General features: G+C 63.2%; 19 protein-coding genes. 5 read left to right on the top strand and 14 right to left on the bottom strand.

The window, feature by feature from the left end; all coding sequences use genetic code 11:
- Positions 1-15: 15 nt before the first annotated feature.
- The 7 genes from DMP07_RS07405 to DMP07_RS07435 form a co-directional block, all read right to left on the bottom strand.
- On the bottom strand, positions 16-345 hold the full coding sequence (locus DMP07_RS07405; protein WP_244594935.1) for a histidine kinase: 330 nt from the start codon (positions 343-345) through the stop codon (positions 16-18).
- 145 nt (positions 346-490) lie between these two features.
- Positions 491-2,626, bottom strand: a complete 2,136-nt coding sequence (gene ligA / locus DMP07_RS07410) for an NAD-dependent DNA ligase LigA (RefSeq protein ID WP_123198558.1) — start codon at positions 2,624-2,626, stop codon at positions 491-493.
- A gap of 229 nt (positions 2,627-2,855) precedes the next feature.
- On the bottom strand, positions 2,856-3,446 hold the full coding sequence (locus tag DMP07_RS07415) for an HdeD family acid-resistance protein (RefSeq protein WP_161957052.1): 591 nt from the start codon (positions 3,444-3,446) through the stop codon (positions 2,856-2,858).
- Position 3,447: 1 nt separating this feature from the next.
- Positions 3,448-4,365 (bottom strand): NAD(P)H-hydrate dehydratase, encoded by a 918-nt coding sequence (locus DMP07_RS07420; RefSeq protein WP_123198516.1) that lies wholly within the window; start codon positions 4,363-4,365, stop codon positions 3,448-3,450.
- Position 4,366: 1 nt separating this feature from the next.
- Positions 4,367-4,921: a holo-ACP synthase gene (gene acpS / locus DMP07_RS07425; RefSeq protein ID WP_123198517.1), complete on the bottom strand. Its 555-nt coding sequence runs from the start codon at positions 4,919-4,921 to the stop codon at positions 4,367-4,369.
- A gap of 496 nt (positions 4,922-5,417) precedes the next feature.
- Positions 5,418-5,933 (bottom strand): ferritin, encoded by a 516-nt coding sequence (locus DMP07_RS07430; RefSeq protein WP_123198518.1) that lies wholly within the window; start codon positions 5,931-5,933, stop codon positions 5,418-5,420.
- A 194-nt stretch (positions 5,934-6,127) separates the two neighbouring features.
- Positions 6,128-6,988, bottom strand: coding sequence for a DegV family protein (locus tag DMP07_RS07435; protein WP_161957053.1), 861 nt, complete (start codon positions 6,986-6,988; stop codon positions 6,128-6,130).
- Positions 6,989-7,147: 159 nt separating this feature from the next.
- Here DMP07_RS07435 and DMP07_RS07440 point away from each other — a divergent pair, with 159 nt between their 5' ends.
- Together DMP07_RS07440 and DMP07_RS07445 are read left to right on the top strand one after the other, a co-directional pair.
- Positions 7,148-7,750: a DUF1836 domain-containing protein gene (locus DMP07_RS07440; RefSeq protein WP_211324541.1), complete on the top strand. Its 603-nt coding sequence runs from the start codon at positions 7,148-7,150 to the stop codon at positions 7,748-7,750.
- A 26-nt stretch (positions 7,751-7,776) separates the two neighbouring features.
- Positions 7,777-8,211, top strand: coding sequence for a nitrous oxide-stimulated promoter family protein (locus DMP07_RS07445; protein ID WP_123198521.1), 435 nt, complete (start codon positions 7,777-7,779; stop codon positions 8,209-8,211).
- Between the two features lie 404 nt (positions 8,212-8,615).
- Here the strand turns inward: DMP07_RS07445 and DMP07_RS07450 are convergent, their stop codons facing one another.
- Entirely contained in the window at positions 8,616-9,410 is a 795-nt protein-coding gene (locus tag DMP07_RS07450; RefSeq protein WP_123198522.1) for a ZIP family metal transporter, read from the bottom strand.
- Between the two features lie 536 nt (positions 9,411-9,946).
- On the opposite strand from DMP07_RS07450, the gene DMP07_RS07455 reads away from it, so the two are divergent.
- Positions 9,947-11,140, top strand: coding sequence for a pyridoxal phosphate-dependent aminotransferase (locus DMP07_RS07455; protein WP_123198523.1), 1,194 nt, complete (start codon positions 9,947-9,949; stop codon positions 11,138-11,140).
- A gap of 96 nt (positions 11,141-11,236) precedes the next feature.
- Here the strand turns inward: DMP07_RS07455 and DMP07_RS07460 are convergent, their stop codons facing one another.
- The 3 genes from DMP07_RS07460 to DMP07_RS07470 form a co-directional block, all read right to left on the bottom strand.
- A complete protein-coding gene (locus DMP07_RS07460) occupies positions 11,237-12,712 on the bottom strand; it encodes a DUF4190 domain-containing protein (protein WP_123198524.1) in 1,476 nt (491 codons plus the stop codon).
- A 234-nt stretch (positions 12,713-12,946) separates the two neighbouring features.
- A complete protein-coding gene (locus tag DMP07_RS07465) occupies positions 12,947-13,237 on the bottom strand; it encodes a hypothetical protein (RefSeq protein WP_123198525.1) in 291 nt (96 codons plus the stop codon).
- Positions 13,238-13,549: 312 nt separating this feature from the next.
- Positions 13,550-15,277, bottom strand: coding sequence for an FAD-binding protein (locus tag DMP07_RS07470; RefSeq protein WP_123198526.1), 1,728 nt, complete (start codon positions 15,275-15,277; stop codon positions 13,550-13,552).
- A 357-nt stretch (positions 15,278-15,634) separates the two neighbouring features.
- Here DMP07_RS07470 and DMP07_RS07475 point away from each other — a divergent pair, with 357 nt between their 5' ends.
- Entirely contained in the window at positions 15,635-17,077 is a 1,443-nt protein-coding gene (locus DMP07_RS07475; protein ID WP_161957054.1) for a helix-turn-helix transcriptional regulator, read from the top strand.
- 164 nt (positions 17,078-17,241) lie between these two features.
- Here the strand turns inward: DMP07_RS07475 and DMP07_RS07480 are convergent, their stop codons facing one another.
- Complete coding sequence (locus DMP07_RS07480) at positions 17,242-18,642, bottom strand: APC family permease (RefSeq protein ID WP_123198528.1); 1,401 nt, start codon at positions 18,640-18,642, stop codon at positions 17,242-17,244.
- Between the two features lie 249 nt (positions 18,643-18,891).
- On the bottom strand, positions 18,892-19,794 hold the full coding sequence (locus tag DMP07_RS07485) for an acetamidase/formamidase family protein (RefSeq protein WP_123198529.1): 903 nt from the start codon (positions 19,792-19,794) through the stop codon (positions 18,892-18,894).
- A gap of 278 nt (positions 19,795-20,072) precedes the next feature.
- On the opposite strand from DMP07_RS07485, the gene DMP07_RS07490 reads away from it, so the two are divergent.
- Positions 20,073-20,837, top strand: coding sequence for a dioxygenase (locus DMP07_RS07490; protein WP_244594936.1), 765 nt, complete (start codon positions 20,073-20,075; stop codon positions 20,835-20,837).
- A gap of 326 nt (positions 20,838-21,163) precedes the next feature.
- Here the strand turns inward: DMP07_RS07490 and DMP07_RS07495 are convergent, their stop codons facing one another.
- Positions 21,164-22,282, bottom strand: coding sequence for an aminotransferase (locus DMP07_RS07495; RefSeq protein ID WP_123198531.1), 1,119 nt, complete (start codon positions 22,280-22,282; stop codon positions 21,164-21,166).
- Positions 22,283-22,325: the final 43 nt, after the last annotated feature.

Here is a 22,325-nt window from a genome sequence, read left to right on the forward strand (position 1 = left end):
AACGGAGCGAAAAGCCTACACGAACTTCGCGATCAGGAAGCCCGCGATCACGCCGACCATGGCCACCAGCACGGTGAAGACGCTGACCATCCAATCGTGGCGGCGATCCTCCTTGCGATGACGCTCGACGCGCAGCACCTCGGCACGTTCCTCGTCGACGATGCCCAGGTATGAATACCCCTTCGCAAGCACCTCGACCACATAGGGATTGCCGTCTTTGTACATGGCGCCGATCATGCCCAGCTGGTCGAGCCTACGCATGGCCGAACCCGCCTCGGTATCGCGCTTCACGAACGCGAGCGGACCTTGCTTGCGCTCCTGGCGGCGAGCGGTTTCCAGCTGCACCAGTCGGCGAAGGACTTTTTCATCATATGCGCTCAGCCTGTCCTGCATGGCCAAACCTCTCTCATCGTTCGCGTATTCGTTTCGCATCAAAGCCGTAGTATACCGCTCTTGCGTGCTTATGCCGCGCATTGTCACCTCCTCCAGCCTAATCGCGGGGCTCGATGCCCGCAGCCTCGAGCGACCCCGCCTCCAGCAGACGCAGAAGGTCGGCTTCGTCAAGCACAGGGACGCCCAGCGAAACCGCTTTGTCGTACTTGCTGCCCGCAGCCTCGCCCGCGATCACGTAGCCGGTCTTCTTCGACACGCTGCCCGACACCTTCGCACCCATAGCCTTCAAGCGGGCGCCGGCCTCGTCGCGCGTCATGCCGCTTTCCGTAAGCGAGCCCGTCAGCACGAACGTGATGCCCGCCAGCGTCTGGGGCGTTTCGTCGTGAACGGCCGCGTCTTCCAGCGACACGCCCATGCGGCCCAGACGATGGATGACCTCGCGGTTGTCCTCGTTGCCGAAGAACGCGCGAATGCTCTGCGCGATCACGCCGCCGACGCCTTCCACCTCGGCCAGCTGTTCTTCGGTCGCTTCCATCAGACGCTCCATCGACGGGAACGCCGCGGCCAGCTGCTCGCCCGTGGTCTTGCCCACGTGCCTGATGCCCAGGCCGAACAGCACGCGCGCGAGCGGGCGCGCCTTGGACGCCTCGATCGCGGCGATCAGCTTGGCGGCGATGGTCGAGCCCAAGCGGATCGGCTCGCCTTCCTTGTTCGTGCGGCCCGTCTCAAGCGTGGCCAGCTCGTACTCGGTCAGGCTGTAGTAATCGGCTACGTCGCGCACGCGCTCGCTTTCGACCAGGCGCGCGACGATTTCCTCGCCCATGCCGTCGATGTCCATGGCGCCGCGGCTCGCCCAATGCAACAGCCTTTCGAGCGCCTGCGCCGGACAATCCATGGAAACGCACCTGAACGCCGCCTCGCCCTCTTCGCGCACGATCGGGCTGCCACAGCTCGGACACGTCGCGGGCATCTCCCATGCGCGGGCGCCTTCGGGCCTCAGGCTCAGCACGGGACCGAGCACCTCGGGAATGACGTCGCCCGCCTTGCGCACGATCACCGTGTCGCCCACGCGCACGTCCTTACGACGCACCTCGTCGAGATTATGCAGCGTGGCGCGCGCGACCGTGGATCCTGCGACGCGCACGGGGTCCAGTTCGGCAACCGGCGTGATCGCGCCCGTGCGGCCCACCTGCACGGTGATGTCGCGCAGCACGGTGGTCTTTTCCTCGGGCGGGAACTTGTAGGCGATGGCCCAACGCGGCGCCTTCGCCGTGAAGCCCAGTTCGCGCTGCATGGCGAAGGAATTCACCTTCACCACCACGCCGTCGATATCGTAAGGAAGCACCGAGCGCTTTTCGGCCACCGATTCGCAGAACGCGCGCACTTCGCCAGGCGTTGCGCACAAGGCCACGTCGGGGTTCACATGGAAACCGCTCGCGCGCAGCCACTGCAGCAGCTCCCACTGGTTTTCGGCTTTCACGGCGCGCTCGTCGGCGATCGCGTAGATGAACGTGGAAAGGTCGCGGCCCTTGGTGATCTTAGGGTCTTTCTGGCGCAGCGAGCCGGCGGCGGCGTTGCGCGGATTGGCGAAGGGGGCCTTGCCGTTCGCTTCGGCGGCGGCGTTGAGCGCATCGAAGCTCGCCTTGGGCATGTACACCTCGCCGCGCACTTCCACCGATCCGTCAGCGTCGGCCAGCCCCGCTGCGCCTTCGTCGCGCAGGCGTAGCGGCACGTCGCGCACGGTGCGCATGTTCACCGTGACGTCCTCGCCCGTCACGCCGTCGCCGCGCGTGGCCGCCTTGGCGAGCACGCCCGCATCGTAGGTCAGCGCGATCGAAGAGCCGTCGATCTTCAACTCGCAGACGAATTCCACCGGACGCCCCGCAGCCTCCACCGTGCGCTGCGTCCACGTGTCCAGCTCTTCGAGGTCCATCGCGTTATCGAGCGAATACATGCGCTGAGCATGACGCACGGCGGAGAACTGCTCGCCGACGTAGCCGCCGACGCGCTGTGTGGGCGACGAGGCGTCGATCAACTCGGGATGGGCCGCTTCGAGCTCGCGCAGCTCGGCCATCAACGAATCGAACGCGGCGTCGGATATCTCGGGCGCGTCCTGCGCGTAATACAGGTAGCTGTGATGCTCGATTTCACGGCGAAGGGCCTCGACGCGAGCGGCAGGGTCGCTCGTCAAGGCCGCGGACGCCTGGGCGTCGAACATGCTCTCTTGTTCCATCATGGTGCGGGTCTCCGAATTCCTCGATGCGTCATACGTTGTTCCGGCCGTCTATGATACATGCGCCCGCGCGCTGCGGCGGCCCAACACGGCATCGTCACAAGGGAACCCCACGGCACGAAACCCCGCGAAGCGGATCCGAACGCAACGCGGCCCCCTTCCCCGCGCGGCGCATGGCCGAGCCGCAAGAAAGAGGGCCGTCCAAAAAAAACCGAGCGGACGCCGCACGCTACCAAAGCGTGTTGGTGCGGTCGCGACCGATCGGCAGGCTGAATACGATCATGTCGACGGCATGCACGAACGCGAACAGGCCGATGAAAATGCCAAGATTGGAGGGCCAGATGCACAGCAGCACGCCTAGCACCACCTCGGCGATGCCGGAAATTCCCACGAGCAGGCCGATACCCGCGCCGACCGCATAGAACCTGCGGGCAGCCACCAGCTGGACCACGCCGAACAGAAGCGCGCCCAGACCGAGCGCCCATCCCATGAACGCCACGCCCACCATGGGAAACATGATCAGCATGACGCCTATCAAAATGAGCATGACCGCGAAAAACAAGCTCCAACCGCTCTGTTCGAACAAGGTGTTGCGAGCCCTGACATAGGCGGCCGCATTGATGCCGCCCGCGATTATCACCAAAACAGCCGCCACGACGTTGAACCCAACAAGCACTTCAAGAGGGCAGAACACGCACAAGGCGCCGAATGCAAGCAGCAAGATGCCCGAAAGAAGCTGCATCCAGTTCACCGAGCCGCCGCTGCGGCCCGGCCTGAACTCATCGCGCGAGTCCATCAGCTCGATTCGAATATTGCTCATGTCAGTTTCCCTCTTTCCGAATCTTGCGTTCCAGCGCGGCCGTGGCCGCGGACACGTGGTCGAGAACATCTTCCGCCGTCACGCACAGCTCGCTGCGGTCAACCGCCGCCAGCATGCCGGCGCGCGCATGCAGAAACGTGCCGGCGGCACAGGCGTCGAAGGGGTCGGCGCCTTGGCAAAGCAACGCCCCGATCATGCCGGCAAGGATGTCGCCCGTTCCCGCCTTGGCAAGCGCCGGGGTTCCCTGCAGCATGGCGGCCACATCGCCCGCCGATTCTTCGTCACCCGTGGCGATGAAGGTATCGGGGCCTTTCAGCACGCAGACCACGCCGAACGCGCGAGCCAGCGCAAGGGCCAGCTCCTGGGGCTTCAGGCGGCCCGGGTCGGGCACGTCCTGCGCGCTTTCCTCGAGAAAGCGCATCAGACGCAGCGCCTCGCCGCCGTGCGGGGTGATCACCGTGGGAATGCCTTCGACGAAGCGCTTGCGCGCCGCGGCCGCTCCCTCTTCGCAGGCCAGGGCGCGCAGGCCGCCGCCGTCGAGCAGCACGGGAGCCTTGCAAAGGACCAGCAGGTCGATCACGCGACGCACATCGTCATCGGTGCCGGCCATGCCGCAGCCCGCCACCACGGCGCGAGGACGGCATTCGGTGGACGCGTGCTCTTCCTCGAAGAATTCCTCCGTAGAAAGCACGACCGCCGACGGCTGCACGATATGCAGCACGCCGGCGGCTTTTTCTCCCGTATATGCCTTCACGTAGCCCGCGCCCATGCGGTTGGCCGCCGAGACCGCCAAAACGGCGGCGCCGACGAAGCGGTCGCTTCCCACCACGAGCTCGCAGACTCCGCGCGTGTATTTGTTGACGTCGGCCCGAAGCGTAGGCAGCGCGCGAGCCGCTTTCTTGGATGTGATCGATTTCATGTCAGTACCCGCCTTTCCGAGAAACGGGGGTGTCGGACGAAGCGCCCGAAGCGCCGATCGCCTCCACCTGCCGGGTTGTCTGCGACCCCAGGTCGTCCAGCACGGCGCGCGCGTCTTTGAATTGTTTGGCCAGTTCGGCCTTCATATCGCGGCGCTTTTCGCCCTCGACCCTGGAATCTTGCGTGATGACGACCGCGTTGGCCACCGCCACGCTGTGCGTGTAAGACAGCGAAAGGGGGACTTCGATCACGCCCTGTTCGCGAGCCGCTTCGGCTGCGCGGCCGTGCAGCGCCACCGCGGGCTTGCCGCGGCCATCGCGCACCACTTCCACATCGGTCATACGCACGCCGTGGGCGAGAATGCCCGTGCCGAGGGCCTTGCAGACGGCCTCTTTGGCGGCGAAGCGGGCGGCGTAATGGGCGGCGGGGTTGGGTTTGGCATCGCAGTAGGCCCGTTCTTCGGGCGTGAACGCCCGGCGCGCGAACGCAGGCGTGCGGGAAAGCACGGTTTTCATGCGTTCTATTTCGACGATATCGACTCCGAGGCCGACGGTCATGGGCGTTCCTTTCGTCTGTTTCCGCCATTGTACTCCCAGCGAAACGCAGCGCACATGAAAAGCGCACCGGGCAAGAGAAAACGCACCATGCGCACCGAAGCGCAAACGGCGGGCAGGCGGCCATGACGAAGCGGAAGCGCCGCGCCAAGGGCTCGCGAGCGAAGGGCCGAAGGCATGCGGCGATCGCGGCGCCCGCCGCCGACGTGCGCTAAAACCGGCACCGCGCACGACACACGGAAGCATCGCGGGCGATGGAGACGCAGCGGCGGGCGTAGGCGGCGCAAACGGTGCGATCGTCGCGACGGATGCAGACGCGCGGCGGGCGGGCGGGCATACCGAAAGGGCCGGCCCCGGAAAGATTCGGAGCCGGCCCTTGGCAGCACGGGTTTTCATACGGCCCGCCCGCACGTTCGGCCGCGCGCCACGTCGCGCGCATCCGAACGGCAGCCCGCCCCGCAGACGCAGGTCCGCGCAGCGATGCGCCCCTTTCGCCTGCTTACGCGTTGGCGAGCGGCGAGGGCGTGACGTAGACGCGAGAGGCGTACTCGCGGTCCAGGTCATAAAGCGCCTTGGCGTCGGAACCGAACAGGCGCATCTTGGTGATCATGTCGTCGGCGTGGGTTTCCTCTTCCATCTGCTCGTCGATGAACCAGTCGAGGAACTTCATGCAACGATAATCCTTCACCTCGGCCGCAGCGGCGTAGATCGCGTTGATACGGGCGGTGATGTAGCGCTCGTGCTCGCCTGCGGCCTCCAGCGGACCCATGAAATCGGTGAACTCCTTATCAGGCTGACCGATGGCGCCGAGCTTGATTTTCTCGCCGTTGTCATGCAGGTAGTTGCGGAAGATCAGAGCATGGTCGCGCTCTTCGGCGGCCTGGATCATGTAGTAGTTCGCGTAGCCCTGCAGGCCCTCTTCCTCATAGTAGTCGGCAAAAGACATGTACAGATATGCGCTGTAGAGTTCGGCGTTGATCTGGTCATTGATCAGCTCGTACACCTTCTTGTCCATTGAAACGCTCCTTTCCGAAATGCCGCGCGAGGCGGCTCGCCCATTCCGATGCGGCCATTGTACGACGCAAGAAAACGCATGCAGGCAAAACGGGCCGAATCATAACAAGAAAAACGACCCGCCGAACGGCGGGCCGTTGCAAGTGCATGAAAGATGGTCTTCACCGCGGTTCGCGAACGAATCCGTACAGACGCTTAGTCCAGAATCTGAACGCCGATGCCGATAAGACCGGGGCCGGTATGAACCACAAGCGCGGGCGAAATCTGCTCGAAGACGAATTCCTCGGCGTCGGACATGGCTTCGCAGCCCTGTTCGAACAACTCGCGGGCCTCTTCGTATGCGCCGCCATGCACCACCGCGAAACGATAGCGCTTCGCGCCGGCCGCCTTCTTCTTCACGATAGAAAGAGCCTTCTTCAGCGAGGCCTTGCGTCCGTGAGCCTTCGCCACGGGAACATAGACGCCTTCGTCGTTGCAGGCAATGATGGGGCGCACATCGAGCGCCGAGCCGATCGAGTACACGGCCTTGCTGATGCGGCCGCCCTTGTACAGGTATTCAAGGGTGTCCACGCAAAAATACGCATAGGTGGACTGTGCGGAGCGATAGGCCCTCTCGATGATTTCCTCGAACGGAACGCCCTGCTTCGCCAAGCGAGCGGCCTCGACCGCGGTGAGGCCCGAGCCCAAGCCGATCCTCTTGGTATCGACGATTTCGACCGTCAGGTCGCGATAGCCGGTAGCGACGCTTTTGAACAGGTTATACGTGCCGGAAAGGCCCGAGGAAATGGTGACGCCGATGACATGGGTCACGCCTTCCGCCACCATGGTGTCGAAGGCTTCGGCCACGTCGGACGGAGAAGGCGTGGATGTACGCGGGATTTCTTCGGAGAAACGCGCGTACACTTCGTCGGGCTGGATATCCACACGGTCTCGATACGACGCATCGTGGTAGTTGATATGCAATGCAACTACATAAATACCCAGTTCGGCGGCAAGCTCGACAGGAACGTCTGAGCACGAATCGGTGATCACGGCGATTTTTTGGGCCTTTTCCATGCGATCCCTTTTCCTCGACTGCATCTAGTATTCATTACCAGATTATGTAATGCTTCATATCATATCAAGCAATGTGAAGTTTACAAGAAAGCATCGTGGTGTCCTTCTCGGCCATCGCGAAAACCGCCCGAACGACGATAAGCTACGCATATGGAACCTTTGAACAACACCGAAGAAACCCCGACCGCCTCCGAACGCGCCATGCGCGACTTCGAAGCGCTCGTGCAAACGCTGCATTTTCCCCGGTACCGCGAGCTACCGGCCATCGAGCTATACATGGACCAAGTGCTCACGTATGTAGACGACCAGCTGCGCCCCTTGCTTCCCGAGGGCGAGAAACTGCTCACGTCGTCGATGGTGAACAACTACGTCAAGCAGAAGCTCATCCCCGTGCCCACGCAGAAACGCTACGGGCGCGAACACGTGGCGCTGCTCATCTTCATCTGCCTGATGAAGCGCTCCGTCTCGATCGCCGATATCCAGAGGCTGTTCGCCATGCAGGCGGCGGCTTCATCCACCGAGCGCGCGTACGACTTCTTCTGCACGGCCGCCGAAGAAAGCCTGCGCTCGCTGTTCTGCGGCACGACAAGCGCTCGCAATCTGAGCGAATGGGCGATCGAAGACCCTAGCGGATTCGCGTTTTCTCTACGCATCGCGCAGGCCGACGAGCTGTCGTTGGAACGCAAAATGGTGATCGCGGCCGCAACGGCGATCGCCAACAAGGTCTACCTGGAAAAATGCCTGGAGTTCGCAAGCCTTTAGCGACCCCCGATACGAAACGGACGAACATGAACGCTGAAGAAGCCATCGATCGAGCCTACGAACGCCTGGGCGAACGCATCCACGAGAAGTTTCGCCGCAAGGACATCGCGCGCGACATCGTCACGCTGGCAGGCATGGCGGAAATCTATTGCGCCGACCACCACGACGACGCGCAGCGCGTGCCGTTTCGCAGCGAAGCCACCGAAGCCGGCGCGTATCCCGCGCGCAAGATACCTCGCCTCTGCCCTGATTGCGCGCGCCATGTCCGCTACGGAGAAGTACGACGAGCCCTGTGCACGCGCGACCCCAGGCCATCGTGCAAAACCTGCTCGAATCACTGCTACGCGCCCGACGAGGCCGCGTGGCAACGCACGTGCATGGCCTATGCAGGCCCCCGGGCCATGTTTCGCGGGCACGCGATCGACGCGATCAGACACTTGATCCAAACCCGCAGAAGCTAGCCCGCGGCGCAAGAGAGAGGGGCGGCGAAATGTCCCGCGCGCCCTCGTTCGGGCGCGCGCTTTTGCGTACTTTGGATTTTTCGGGCCTTCTCGGCCAAAAAATGCGAGGTTTGGCACGAAAACCGAGCGGGGCGCGCCATCTCCTGCGGAAAATTCGCCGTTCGCGCTTGAAAACACACCGTTAACCGCAGCCCAACCGCTCCGCACCCCTTCGACACCGCCTCTTTTGTAGCAGAACCTCGAAAAAATGACCTGAGAGGCCTCTTTTTTCCAAACTTCATGACGAGCGGGGCCGAAAAGGCGCGCCGCGAAAAAGGCCCTCGATGCGAGGGCCTGAAAACGCGAAAGCAGCCCGACCGGAGCCGTCGGCCGAGCGTCGTGAAGAACGGGCCGTACCGCCCGCCTTAGCCCAGCGCGACGTCGAGGACCATCATGGTCAGAAAACCCAGCATGACGCCGGCAGTGCCCCAGTTGGCGTGCTCGCCCAGATGCGCCTCGGGAATAAGCTCCTCCACCACCACGAACATCATGGCGCCCGCGGAAAACGCCAGCATCCAGGGCATGTACGGCGTGATGAACCCGACGCCCAGCACCACCAGGCAGCCGAACACCGGCTCGGCCAGGCCCGACAGCGCGCCCATGGCGAACGCCTTCGGCCTGCTCATGCCCTCCTGCGCAAGCGGCAGCGAAACCGCTGCGCCCTCGGGAATGTTCTGGATGCCGATGCCCAACGCAAGCGCCGTGGCCATGCCGAACAGCGCAGGGTCGGCCCCCTGCTGCGCCGCCATGGCGAACAGCAGGCCCACGCTCATTCCTTCGGGAATGTTGTGCAGCGTGACAGCCGTGAACAGCAGCGTCGAGCGCCCCCAGCGCGACGGCAGGCCCTCAGCTCGCTCTTTGCCTATATTGAGATGGGGCAGCAGCGCATGCAGCACGAACAGGAACAACGCTCCCAAGACGAAGCCGCCCGCCGCGGGAACCCAACCGATCTGCCCTGCCTCTTCAGCCTTTTCGATAGCGGGGATCAACAGGCTCCAAACGCTGGCCGCGATCATCACGCCGGCGGCGAAGCCCAAAAACAGCGTCTGCGCAACGCCGCCCTTTTTGCCGCGAAGCAGAAACACCGCGGCCGCACCGAGCGCCGTGCACGCGAACGTGAATCCCGTGCCCGCCGCAGCGCCAAAAAACGATTCGAACATATTCCATCCTTCACACGCAGCCCCGCAGGCCGCAACCAAATCCTTTACGCACGCTCACGCCGAAACGCACGGCGAAAACGCATCGGCCCATACTATGCCGGAATGGGTCGACCCGAGCTGTAAAGATGCGCGAAGGCGCTGCGAAACGGCGCGGCGCACATCGCCGCGATTCAAGCGCGCCAAGCAACGACAACCTCGGGCGGCACGCCGCCGAACGAAGCCGCCGGCCGCTTCGCACGCCGAAAAGCCCCGCGCCGCGCAACCAGGCAAGCCCGACGGCTCACGACCCTTCGGCGCGGCGCGCAAAGCGCCCGGAAGACCGGCATCGAGAACGCCGAACGGCCCTTCGCGGCACCACACGGGGCGCCTGGAGGATATTCGCCCTCCACCTGGGAAAAAATACGCTTCGGGAAATACCTTCGGCCGGAAATACCGTGCATAATGGAATGGGGACCGCGCGATCGGAGAGGATCGCCGCAAGCGCCTTCGATTCGTGCCCTTCAAACAAGACATCCTGCCAGAACAGAGGGGGAAGCATGGTCAATCAGCGCATGTACGAACTGGGCAGCGAACCGTCTGCCATCCGCGAGCTTTTCGCGTACGGACTCGCCCGCAAAGAAGAAATAGGCGCCGAAAACGTCTTCGACTTCAGCCTGGGCAATCCCAGCGTCGCCGCCCCCGAGGCCGTGAAGAAGGCAGCTCTCGAATTGCTGGAAATGCCCGCTCAGCAGGTGCACGGCTACACGCCCGCTCCAGGCGCGCCCGGCGTGCGCAGGGCGATCGCCGAATCGCTCAACCACAGGTTCGGCACCGCGTATTCTGCCGAAAACCTATACATGACGGTGGGCGCGGCGGCTTCCATCTCTATCTCGATCAACGCGCTTGGCGCGCCAGGCGACGAATTCATGGTGATCGCCCCGTACTTCCCCGAATACCGCGTCTGGATCGAGAACGCCGGATGCGTCTGCGTGGAAACGCCCGCGCGCATCGGCAGCTTCCAGCTCGACATTCAGGCGATCGAAGACGCCGTCACCGAACGCACCAAGGCCGTGATCGTGAACTCGCCCAACAATCCCACCGGCGCCGTCTATCCCGAATGCGACCTGGTGGAGCTCGCCAATACGCTGCGGCGCAAGCAGGACGAATACGGCCATCCGATCTATCTGATTTCCGACGAGCCGTATCGCGAAATCGTCTACGGAGACACCAACGTGGCTTTCATTCCCACGCTCTTCGAGAACACGCTAGTGTGCTATTCGTACTCGAAATCGCTCAGCCTGCCGGGCGAGCGCATCGGCTACGTGCTGGTTCCGCCCGCGGCGGCCGATGCTGCCGACGTCTACGCTGCCGTATGCGGCGCGGGCAGGGCCCTCGGCTACGTCTGCGCGCCCACGCTGTTCCAGGGCGTCATCGAGAAATGCGTCGACGTGCCTTGCAATGTCGACGCCTACCGCGAAAACCGCGATGCGCTGTATAACGGCCTGGCCAAGCTCGGCTACGAATGCGTAGCGCCCCAAGGCGCGTTCTACCTGTGGATGCGCGCGCTCGAACCCGACGCGAAGGCCTTCTCCGAACGCGCCAAGAAGCACGAGCTGCTGGTGGTGCCCAGCGACAGCTTCGGTATCGAAGGATGGGTGCGCATCGGCTATTGCGTCGACCGTGCGGTCATCGACGGCGCGCTGCCGGCATTCGCCGCGCTGATGCGCGAGTATCAAGCCGAAAGCCTCTAACGCGCCGCCTGGCCGGCTTCGCACCGGCCCCGAAAACGCACGGAGGGCGCAAACGATGCGCCCTCCCCTTCGGCCGCCCGATCGGACGGATATGTCTTAGAACGTGCCGAACATGTAGTCGAATTCTTCCTCGGCGGATTCTTCGTCGATCACCCAGGCATCGCCCTGCTTCTTGAAGTCGAACGCCGCGAAATACGTGGTCGTTTCGGCGGTTTCGGCCATAGTCTGGTTGAACAGCTCGGCCACCTTCGCCTTGGCATCGACATCGGACACCGTGCCCGCATCGATGGTCTGGCTGTAAGCCGCAACGGCATCGCCGAAGTTCATCAGGAACTGGAACGTGTCGCGCTCGGTGGTGTCGACATACACCGTGGCCGTGTCGCCTTCGACGAAAACGCTGTCGATTTCATACGAGAAGTCGGTCAGAGCCCATTCGGCGAACGCTGCGGGATCGATGCCCATTTCAGCATACGTGGCTCCGAAATTCTGCTCGAAGGATTCGCCGTATTCTTCGGAAAGCTCGTCCTTGAACTTCGCATCCTTCGCGACGATGCCATCGAAAAGCACGGTGACCTGGTCGTATACGGCCTGCTGATCCTTGTCCATATCGATCGCGTCGGCCGCCGAAGACCAGCTGGACGATTCGTTCGAAGACGAAACGTATGCGGGCGCGTCTTCATAAGCCTCATCGATCGACGACGCCACGCTGTAGCCGAACATCATCACGGCCACCGTGAACACGATCATCAGTACCGAGAACACAATACCCAGGATGCCGCAGACCTTGCCGCCCGTAGCCTTGCCGCTATGGCCGAACATGCGCGTGGCCTTGCCGGCGAAGACAATGGCTACGATGCCCAAGATAATGCCGGCGATCGGAATGAATGAAAACACGATCGCCAGAATGCCGCAGACCAAGGCAACCGTCGCCTTGTTGCTATTGCTGACGGGAGCATTCGGCGCCGGGGGCGGCGGATAGGCGCCCATAGGCGCGGCAGCGGGCTGGGGCGCGGGGCCGCCCGGCTGCGCGGGGGCTCCCATGGGCTGCGTCGGCGAGGCAGCGGGCGCAGACGCAGGAGCGGCAGCGGCCGCCTGCGGAGCGACCGGCGCCTTCGGGGCCGGCGGCACGGGCGCTGCGGCAGAAGCCGTAGGCTGGACGGGAGCTGCGGTCGACTCGACCGGAGCCGTTTTCGGAGCTGCGGGTCGAGTCGGCGCTTCGGCGGGCGCGGCCGAAGCCGCATCAGGCGCGCTCTTCGGAGCTGCAGGTTCCGTCGGCTTATCTGTGCGATCCGCAGGAGATTGCGGCGCGAACGCGGGATCTGCCTTCGGGGCTTCGGGCTGGACCGGCGCTTCCACAGGAGATTCCTTCGGGGCGGCAGGAGCCTCGATCGGCGCGGCCTTCGGGGCCGCAGGACCTTCAACCGGCGCGCTCTTCGGAGCCGCAGGCTCGGCCGACTCGTCTACAGAGCCGTCGACAGGTCCGTTTTTCTCGGGAGACTGCGCATCAGAAGCGACGGAGCGGTCATCGTCGGAAGAAGGCTGCGGAGCCATCGGCGTGGTCTTGTCTTCCATGGTTCCTCCTTGCGGAACGCGGCGGCGCTTCCCCTGATCGATGCCGCCTTTTTCGCCCGTAGTATAGTGAAAAAACCCGATGGAAAACCCCTGATTTCCGCGATATTTCGGCAAGATGCCGTGAACAAAAAAAATGTCGCGTAGAGCGACATTCACCGGCATCTTTCAGCGTGCGCGGCCGCTTTGCCCGCAGAAACCGCGCACGCCTTCCATTCCGTAGGAAGCACGTCCGACCTATGCGCGAACGAGCTTCTTTTCCGCATCCTTGTCCAGCTTCTTGTTGCGGAAATACACGGCCCAGTTCACGCCGAGGCACGCCAGGTTGAGGAAGTACACGATCAACACCCAGTTGATGAGACCGGCGCAGAATTTCGCGCCGATGCCCGCCACGTAGCCCAGCGAGATAAGCATCAAGAACTGCCAACTGGTGCCCGCCGCCGTGCGTGCCTTATAGCTCTTGTAAGCATTCATCGGCCACGAAAGGCCGAAGCAGATCAGCATAACCGCTTCCAGGATTTCCGCCATCGTCCGTTTCCCCCTTCTTCGCCGGCGCCCCGCCCGCGATTCGAACACAAACCTGATTCATGGTAGCGGTACCGAGGGCCGCTGCCAAACGATATAGGACGAACAAGGGGCGAAACGGGGAGCATCCACAGGAACAGCGCGGCGGCGAAACACGCCGGAAACGAAGAAAACGAAAAAGCGGGCCCGAAAGCCCGCCGAAAGCATGGAGCACCGCAAGAAGAAAGAAGGGAGGAGGGGGGGGCGGCGCTCCGGGAGTCGATAGAAGCGACAAGGCACGCCGCCGCGCCGCAAATGACGCGGCGGCCGAAAAACCTACATGTCCGCGACGACCTTCACCACGTGAAGAGCCTCGGTCATCGTGCGGCCGCAGGCGAAGCCGTGCAGCTGGTCGGGGTAGTTTCCGCTGAACACGCTGCCCGAGCAATCGCCCACGGCGAAAAGACCGTCGATCACGTGGCCCTGCGTGTCGAGCGCCTGGCAGTCGGCATTAATGCGGATGCCGTCGATAGTGGTCAGCAGCGTGCCTCCCAGCGTGGCGCCGAAAAACGGCGGCGTGCGCAGCTCGGACAGGCGGTAAGCCTCCTTGAAGAAGTCGGTGTCTTCCTGGGCGTCGTAGAGCTCGTTATAGCGCTCGCACGTGGCCAGGAAGGTCTTTTTCGCCTCGGCGTCGAAGCCCAGCTTTTCGGCCAGCTCCTCGAGCGTGTCGGCCTTCTGCAGGCGGCCGTCTTCGAGCTGCTTCTGGAAGTATCCGTCCAGGTCGTAGGAACCGTCTTCCTTCTTGAACGCCTGCACGCCCATACGCGTTCCAGCCGAGCAGCCCAGCGTGTGGAAGCGCTGCACGTCCTCGCCGAAATTGCCGTCCCACACCGAGATGTAGGTGCCGTTCGGCTGCTGGGCGGCGGCATGCGGCAGATAGTCGTAGTCGGCCGATTCGTTGGCGAAACGCTCGCCCGCCATATTCACCTTCAAAAACGGCTGCGTGCCGGGGTTGAACTGGCCGTTGCTCGGGAACTGCGGATCGCCCGCCTCGATGCTTTCGGGCGTGTAGCCGGCCGGCGTCCCCGGAGCCACCAGGCCGCGGTCGAAGATCATCGTGGCGCTGGTAAGGTCTTTGGCGGCGCCCGCCCACATGGCGGCCTTGATACCCATGCCCTTATTATTCTGGTTGTAGCCCAACGCCGTGACGCTTTGCGCCGTGACGGGAGAAAGCGCCTTCACCATGGCGGGGTTGGCCGCATAGCCGCCGGTGGCGAGCATGACGCCCTTCTTGGCGTTCACCTGCACATAGCCGTTCTCGGTCTCGAAGATGGCGCCGGTCACGCGGCCGCCTTCCTCGCGCACGAGCTTCGCCAGCAAGTGGCCGTAGGAAACCTCGTATCCCGCTTCGTTGATGTGCTTCTCGAACAGCACATTGCGCTCTTCGATGCCTTTGCGGTCGCCGTTTTCGTCGGCATAGTGATGCTCGAACGGCGGCGTGTAAAACGACGTGCCGCCCATGCCGCCCGGCATGTCGTTCTCGTCGGCGATCACCACCGCGCCGGCGGCGCTCATGATCCCGTCGACGAAGGCGAACATGTCGGCGGACTCGTCCATCCACATCTTGATCAAGCGCTGGTCGCAGTTGCCCGACGAATAGCGGACAATTTCGCCCATGAGGCGCTGGCGATCGACCGGCTCGCGATCGGCGAACGGAGGCGTGTCGAGCGCCGCGAACCAATGGCGCGTGGCGCCGACCTGCGTGCTGCCCTCGCACACCATGAAGTCGATGCCCCGGTCGGCCGCATAGGCGGCCGCGGCCATGCCGCCGTTGCCCGCGCCCACGATCAACAGGTCGCATTCCTTGGTTTCGGCGATGTCGGCGATTTCGGGGGCCTGCCCCAGCCAATCGGCCGTATCGGCGCCGGTCTGTGCCCCCTCGGGCGCGGCCTCCTTCGCGCCTTCGGCCTTCGACGGCGCGCAGCCCGCAAGGCCTGCGGCGGCCAAAGCGCCTACGCCAGCCATGCCTGCCAGAAAGCCGCGACGAGATACTTCTGCTGTCATACCGGATCCCTCCTTGACGTTCTTCCCCCGCAACGGCGAAGCGGCCCTTGTTTTCCGCCCGTCCGCCGCTCGCACGCCTCGCGCATCCGGCGCCCGCCGCCATGTCGAATGCATCGCAGGCGCGCCGAAGCCGGACGCGTTTCGTGCGAACGGCGAACGGAAAGCCGTCGCGAAACTCGCCCCACCTTAAGGCCCGAAAGCCGCGGCGTCACTTCCCCTGCCAGGGGCATTCTCCAAGAAATGCCTGATGAAGCGCGTCACCCCGACGGGGGTATCTTGCATGGGAGCCCGAATGGGACCCCTGGTGCGGCCGAAAAACCCATACAATGGTCCGTGGATAACAGGAGGGGATATCCGATGCGAAACATCAAGGGAAAGCGGGCATTCGCATGCGCCCTTGCCGCCGTGGTGCTCATGGGCGTGTACGGCTGGATCCAAAACAGCGTGCTATTTCCGCGCTTCGCGGAGTTCTTCCCCATCGGAAGAGAAATCGACACGGCCGCCCGCGCGCTGCTCTATATAGGCGTGGCCGTACTGGCGAGCAAACGCCCCGCCCTGCTCGACGCGAAGACCGTCGCCGCCGTGAGCGCGGTGGCCACGGCAAGCTCGACGGCGCTGCTCTACGCCGCCGTCGTTTTGCAATCGACCGCCATGGCCACGGCGGGCATCCTGTTCTTCGAATTGGGCCACATCTGGGCCGTCGTGTTCTACGGCCTTGCCATCTGCCTGCTGCCCACATCGCGCCACACCGCGCTGGCCGCGGCCTTCGGCATCGCCGCAAGCGACCTGGTCGAGCAGCTGATCGGCATTCTGCCGCTCGAAGCGGGATTGGCGGCCATGGCGGCGCTCCCCCTTGCGGCGCTCGCCCTGTCGTGGGCGCCCGCATCAGGATTCATGACGCGCATGCAGCATGCCTCGTCGCCATCTGACCTCGAGATATCCCACCCGCGCGCATTCCTCAAGCCCACCAACGCGCTGTTCGCCTGCATTCTGGTGTTCAGCATCGCCTCGGGCTATGCTCTCACCTTCAACGAAGTGGGCAACGCGCCCAACATCAGCCCCGTAGAATGGGCGGTGCTTCTTGCCGTCGCCGTGACGATCGCGCTCGTGCGCAAGCCGGGCGGCGAAGACGCGCTGTTTTCGTTTTCGGTGCTGCTGGTCATCGCGGGCTTTCTGGCGGCGCCGTTCACGTTCGAGGGCGACGCCGCGACGGCCAACGCCTTGCTGCGCATCGGCCGCAACTGCTTCGACATTCTTCTGTGGATGACCGTGGCCGCGATCGGCAAGCAGAACCCCTTCGCGCTCATGATCGCCTTGGGCCTGGCCAACGCCGCGCGCGCCCTGGGCACCATCGTGGGTGCCGTGGCGGGCCATGCCGTTAACGACATGATGCCTTTGGGCGGCCAAGAAGCCCAGGCCATCACCGCCTGCGCCCTGTTCGTGTTCGTCGCATTCCTCTGGCTGGGCTTCAGGGGCTTCAGCTTCGAGCAGACGATCAACGCCGTGGAAACCCCGCGCGTTCCCACCTGCGAAGAGAAGCGCGAAGAATCGTTCGACGAGAAATGCACGGCAATCGGAAAGGCGCACGGCCTGACGGAGCGCGAGACCGAGATCTTTCTTTGCATGGCCCACGGACGCAACGTGGGCTTCATCCAGGAGCACTTCGTCATATCGCGCAACACCGTAAAGACGCATGTGAAGCGCATCTACAAAAAGCTCGACGTGCACTCGCAGCAGGAGCTGATCGACCTGGCCGAAAGCGGCGAAGCCGACAGAAGCCGCCGCGAGACGGCGCAATAAACCGCCGCGGCGAGCTCAGGTGACGGGCGGCCCGAAAAACCCTCGCGATGTCGCCCTATCGCAATTTTCTGCACATTTTTTGCCGAAAACAAGCAAGGCCCGCCGTTCGATCGCGGCGGGCCTTGCGGCGCGTGTATGCGTTTGTTCAAACGTGCTTCGACGCGTTACACATCAAGATGCTTGAACGCCTCGGGAACCTCCTTGAAGCCCTTCGATTTCACCACCAGGATGATGAAGCCGATGACGAACCAGGTGATGCCCATGATGTAGGTCATGGTCTGGAAGCCGGTGAACACGTAGGCCAGGATGATGATGCCGATCCAGGGGCAGATCAAATATTTGACCCAGTCGCCGAACGTCTTGCGCTTGCCCTCCTTGATGAAGAAGAACCAGAACACCGAGAAGTTCAGCATGATGAACGATGCCAGGGCGCCGAAGTTGACCAGCGTGGCAAGATCGGCCATGCCCAGGATGGCGACGAGCACCAGCGCGACGACGCCGATGAAGATCGAACCGACCCAGGGGGTCTTGTACTTGGGATGAACCTTGCCGAAGATGCTCGGGATAACCTTGTCGCGGCCCATGGAGTACAGCAGGCGCGAGGCGGCGAGCTGCGCGTTCATGATGTTGGCAATGCCGATGGCCACGATGTTGATGACCAGCATGATCTTCATGAAGATATCGCCGCCGATAAGCTGGCAGCCGTAGAAGAACGCGTTGTTGGCGTGCTCCTCGGACCAGGAAGCCCAGTCGGGCTGGACCAACGAGGCGATATAGGTCTGGGCGACGAAGCACACGATGATGATGCCCAAGGCGATCAGGATGCCGCGACCGATGTTTTTCTCGGGGCGCTCGGTCTCTTCGGCCAGCGTAGAGATGCCGTCGAAGCCGAGGAAGTTCAGGGCCGCGATGGAGATGCCTGCGGCCAGGAAGCTCGGGGTGACCTCTTCAGGCTGCCACACGGGGTCCATATTGAACTCGCCCGTGCCGCCGCCGCCCAGGATGAAGTTGCAACCCAGGGCAACGAAGGCGATGACTGCGATGATTTCAACGGCGAAGATGACGAAGTCGATGCCGCGGGTCAGCGAAACGCCGCGGATATTGACGAACGTGTTGAAGGCTACGAACACGATGACCCACAGCCACCAGGGGCTTCCAGGAACAAGCATGACGCCCCAGTTCGCCACCATGGTGTAGAGCAGCGCCGGGGTGATGCAGTAGTCAAGCAGGATCAGCCAGCCGGACATGAAGCCCGCATGGGGGTTCAGGCCGCGCTGCACGTAGGAATACACCGAGCCCGCAATGGGGAACCTGCCGCTCATGCGAACATAGCTCAAAGCCGTGAATCCGATCGCCACGAAACCGACCAGGTAGACCAGGGTAGACATGCCCAAGCCCTGCTGCTGCACCAGGCCCCAGATCGAATGCGGGGCGATGATGACCATGAACAGAACGCCGTACAGAACGACGTCCCAAAGACCCATGCCGCGGCGCAATTCCTGCTTGTAGCCGAATTGCTCGAGCGATGCGTTCGCGCCCTTGGCCTTTGCTTCGGTCTCTGCCATTTGACACCTCTTTCATTTCCGAAGACATGCTTTCATCAGGCGCGATCGAAGCCGGATGCCACGCGGGAATCATCCGGCTTCGGTCTTGTCTGATTTTGTCGATGCCGTGAAGTTTATCACTGCACCGCGCTAAAGCGACATCAGAAACGGCGGTAAAAAACGCTCACGGAACAAGAACGGCAAACGGCTGTTCAGGGGCGGCAAACGGTGCCTTCGCCGCCCCTTTTCCACACGGTTTCGCGACCTCGTTTACGGACGCGGAACAAGCGGCGCGAACTGCGGCAATTTCGGCGTGCCGATGCGCAGCGACAGCTGCACCTCGCACGGCTCGCAGCCCTGGCTGATTTCGACGTCGGAGCGGATGGACATATACATATAGGTTTCCACCGCGTCCCAGCCGGTCACGGCCATCAGCAAGCGCTGCATTTCCTTGGATCCGTTCATCAGGGCCTCGTCATATTTCGGGGCGCTGGCGTTGACGTACCACTTGTCCTTGGTCTCGAGCACGGGCCAATGAAGCTCGAAGTTCTTCACCAGCTGCACCTTCACCGTGATTTCCGCGGGAATCTCGATGCCGGTGCCGCACAGCTCGCCGTCGCCCATGGCGGCGTGCACGTCGCCCATCTGCAGCAGGGCGCCAGGCACGCGCACGGGGAAATACAGGCGCGCGCCGCGGGTGATGAGCTTGTTATCCATATTGCCGCCGTGAGCGCCTACGAAGCCGTCGATCACGTCGTCGCCGTCGGGCGCCGTGCCGATCACGCCCACCATGGGATCGATCGGGAACTTCACGCCGTTGAAATCGGCCATGCCGTCGACGATCTTGACCTTCTTCGTACGATAGTCGGTTCCTTCGAACAGCGGGCCGCAATGGTCATCGGTGGCCACAGTGCCTTCGTCGGCCACATCGATTTCGTAAATATCCACCACCAGCACGTCGCCGGGCTCGGCGCCTTCGATGTATACGGGGCCTGCGGCCGGATTGGCGAATCCGTACGTGTAATCAAGATCGGCCATGGTGGTGCTCTCGTCAGGAATGCGGTTGCTGAAGCAATCCTTCGTGACGAACTTCAGAAGCTCGCCCGGTTTCGCCGTGGCGCACGGCGAGTTGTCCTTGGAAAACGCGTAGACCTGTTCTTCGATGACCTGCATGCGTCATTCCCCTTTCGAATATCGTCGGCAGACGCGGCCGTCATGCCCCTTGCGTGCGGCCGCATGGTTTCGATGCCACTATCACACAAGCGCATGCGAAAGCGCGCGGCGGATTTACCAGCGATCGTTTTCATCCGCGAACGCCGCCGACGGCCCGAACGGCACCGCGTGCAACTTCTCGAGCCCGGAGCGCGAACTATGCGCCACAACAGGGCGAGCCGGGGCCGTTTCTGCAAAATCCCAGGAAAACCTCGGTGTCGGATCGGTAACGCTCGGCGATGGCATCACCTGCACGCAACCTGCATACCTACAATGCATCCTGTCACGAAATCATCAGACAGGAGGTGAGCGGCATGCCCCAGACCGATCCGTTCGTTGTAGAAGGAACCTTGCGAAATGTAGGGATCCAGGTCCCCGAAGCCATCGAGCAGTGCAGTGGAATCTCCCTCTACGGGCATTGCGTGAAATCGCTCATCTTCTCTACCGATATCGCGATCATCCGCAACAGCAACGCCGGCGCCGTGCTGGCCGTCTATCCTTTCACCTGCCAGCCCGCCATCACCCAGGCGCTGCTGTCCGCCGCCGAAATGCCCGTGCTCACGGGCGTGGGCGGCGCGGTCACCACGGGCCAACGCGCGATCGACCTTGCCGTGCATTCCGACATGCAGGGCGTGGCGGGCGTGGTCGTGAACGCCTCGACCGACCCCAACACCATCGCTCGCATGGCCGAGCGCGTCGACGTGCCGATCGTGGTCACCGTCACCAAGCTCGACGCCATGGCCTTCGACCAGATCGCCGCGGGCGCGCGCATCGTCAACGTGGCGGCCGCGAAAGAAACCCCCCGCGTGGTGGCCGACATCCGCCGCGCCTTCCCCGCTATGCCCATCATGGCAAGCGGCGGATCGACCGACGAATCCATCCTGAGCACCATCGATGCGGGCGCCAACGCCATCTCGTGGACACCGCCCACCTTGCAAGAACTCGAGCGCCGCATCATGGACCGCCATCGCCAGAAAAACGACCTCACGTTCGTGGCGGCGTAAGACGCCTCGGCCCCTCCGCGACAGAGGCCCCGCGAAACGCCGCATGCGTGTTTGCGCAAAAACGGCCCCCGAGCTGCCCTGCGACACAGCAGCTCGGGGGCCGTCTGCGTTCGCGGCCCTTCGGCGCGAACGCTTCCGCATAAACGAAAAGCAGCCTGCGACACCACACCGCAGGCTGCTTTTCTGTATCAGATCGGCCGGAACAAATGGGGCATTCCGGCCTCCACGAAAGGGGGCTCCGGTAAGAGAGCGGATCCTTCGAATGGATGAAAGAAGCGCGGCACGAAGCCGCATGGGGCACGCCCGCGCGAAGCGGGCCGCCCGGCTTAATCGAACCGGCGCAACGCGGCGCTCAGGCGCTTCAGGCCCTCGCGAAGCGTCGCCTCGGGCGCGCAGTATCCCAGACGCGCGCCGCACGGCAGCTCGAAACGGCTGCCTGGCACAAGCAGGACGCCCTGCTCGGCAAGCAGGCGCTTGCAGAATTCCTCGTCATCGATCGGAATGTCGAGCTTGATATAGGACGTGGAAACGGCTTTCGGCGGCACCCACGAAACGCGGGGCTCGCTATCCACCCATTCCTGGGCGATGGCCAGGTTGCTGAACACGATCTTGCGATTGCGGTCGAGCACCTTGTCGCGGTTGCGCAACACGTGCACGGCCAGCGCGTCGTTGAACACGCCGTCGCAGATCATCGTGTAGTCGCGGTATACGCGGAAGCGGTCGGCCACTTCCTTGTTCGACACCGTCCAACCGATGCGCACGCCGGGAACCGAATAGGTCTTCGACAGGCTGTTGGACACCACGGCCTTGTCGTACAGGTCGGCCATGGAAACGAACGATTCGGTATCCTGCAGCGGCAGGTACACTTCGTCGGAGAGCACGTAGGCGCCCACCGACGCGGCGATTTCCGCGATCTGCTCGAGCGTCTCTGCGGGCAGCACCGTTCCCAGCGGATTGCTAGCGTTGTTGATGCAGATCAGCTTGGTATCGGGGCGAACGAGCTTCTTGAGGTCCTCGATATCGGGGTTCCAGCCGTTCTCCTCGCGAATCCGCCAGTATTCGACCTCGGCGCCGAGCGTACGAGGAATCTCGTACAGCGGCTGATAGGTCGGGTATTCGGCGATCACGTGATCGCCGGGTTCCACCAGGGCCATCAGGGCGAGCAGGTTAGCGCCCGTCGCGCCGTTGGTCTGAAGGATGTTGTCGGGGTCGACGTTGCGGTAGAGCTTGGCCACTTCGGCCTTGAAGTCGGGCGAACCCTCGATCCAACCGTAGTTCATCTTCTCGCGGCCCAGGCGCTCGTAAAACGTCGCGCCCTCTTCGCCGTCCAGGGCCAAGATCTCGTCCATGGTCATCGAAGAAATCGTGGACTGCGCTATGTCGTAGGTCGCGCTTTTCTCCCACACGTTCAACCAGTCTTCGACGCCGATCGTTTTGATATGCATCGTATGCCTCCCCCGTGCGGGCCCGCATGCGGCGGGTCCTTTT

This window comes from Slackia faecicanis, from assembly GCF_003725295.1.
Lineage (GTDB): Bacteria > Actinomycetota > Coriobacteriia > Coriobacteriales > Eggerthellaceae > Slackia > Slackia faecicanis.